The 1,415-nt window shown below is 59.1% G+C and carries 1 protein-coding gene; it reads left to right on the forward strand.

What is annotated here, in order from left to right; all coding sequences use genetic code 11:
• Nucleotides 1–1,415: amino acid adenylation domain-containing protein (locus VJ464_24070; GenBank protein ID HKQ08224.1), on the forward strand; the 1,415-nt coding region annotated here is incomplete at both ends.

Below are 1,415 nucleotides of genomic sequence, written 5' to 3' on the forward strand. Positions count from 1 at the left end.
AGAGCTGAACCGCCGAGCCAACCAGCTGGCCCATTACCTGCGCGAGTTGGGCGTCGGCCCCGATGCCCGCGTCGCCATCTGCCTGGAGCGCCGCTTGGAGATGATCGTCGGCTTGCTCGGCGTGATGAAGGCCGGCGGCGCCTACGTGCCGCTCGACCCGGCTTTCCCCTCAGAGCGCTTGGGCTACATGCTGGAGGATAGCGGGCCGGCGGTGGTGCTGACCCAAAGCCATCTGCGTGGGCTGGTGGAGACGGCGGCGGCTACCTATGCGGTGGTCGAATTAGCCGATGACGCGCCATTCTGGCAGCGCTATGGTGAAGGCAATCTGGAAGCGCCGAGCAATGGCGTCACACCAGAAACCTTGGCTTATGTCATCTACACATCGGGTTCGACCGGCAAGCCTAAGGGAGTAATGGTTCAACATCGGAGTGTCGTGAATCGCTTGGTGTGGATGCAGAGTGTTTATGGACTGAATTCGGATGACGTTGTACTACAGAAGACTCCATTCACCTTCGATGTTTCCGTGTGGGAGTTCTTCTGTCCGTTGATAATTGGTGCCAGCCTGGTCGTGGCGAGACCGGAAGGCCACAAAGACCCAGAATATCTGCGGGAAACGATAGCGGGCGAAAGAATCACCACAATACATTTCGTGCCCTCGATGTTGCAGGCATTTGTGGATGAAGGCGATTGGACAGAGTGCGCCAGTCTGGAGCGGGTCATATGCAGTGGAGAGGCATTGCCCGCGAAGCTTGTACGGAGCTTCTACGACCGAATGATGAATACCGAGTTGCACAACTTGTATGGCCCGACAGAAGCGGCAGTCGATGTTACAGCGTGGAGTTGCCCGCCGGAGATAAACGTAACCGCAGTCCCGATAGGCGCGCCGATGAACAACGTCGGGATTTACATTTTGGATAGGCACGGCGAGCCGGTTCCCATTGGTATAGCAGGCGAATTGCATATTGGTGGGGTGCAGGTGGCGCGAGGATACTTGAACAGGTCCGAGTTGACGGGAGAGAGATTTGTTCCTGATCCGTTTACCAGCGAGCAGGGACAGCGCTTGTACAAAACAGGAGACCTGGGGAAATGGCGGGCCGACGGGGCGATAGAGTTTCTTGGCCGGAACGATTTCCAGGTGAAGGTGCGAGGCTATCGCGTGGAGCTGGGCGAGATCGAAGCGCGGCTGGCCGAGTGTGAAGCCGTCGGCGAAGCCGTAGTGATGTTGCGCGAAGAGGCGGCGGGCGACAAACGCCTGGTGGCTTACTACACCCAGTCGGACGACCAGGAGATCGCCGCCGACGCCTTGCGCCAGCAACTAGCGGCAAGGCTGCCCGAGTATATGCTGCCATCGGCCTACGTCAGGCTGGCGCAGATGCCTTTGACGCCTAACGGCAAGCTCGACCGCAAGGCCCTGC

This window comes from Blastocatellia bacterium, from assembly GCA_035275065.1.
Classification (GTDB): domain Bacteria; phylum Acidobacteriota; class Blastocatellia; order UBA7656; family UBA7656; genus DATENM01.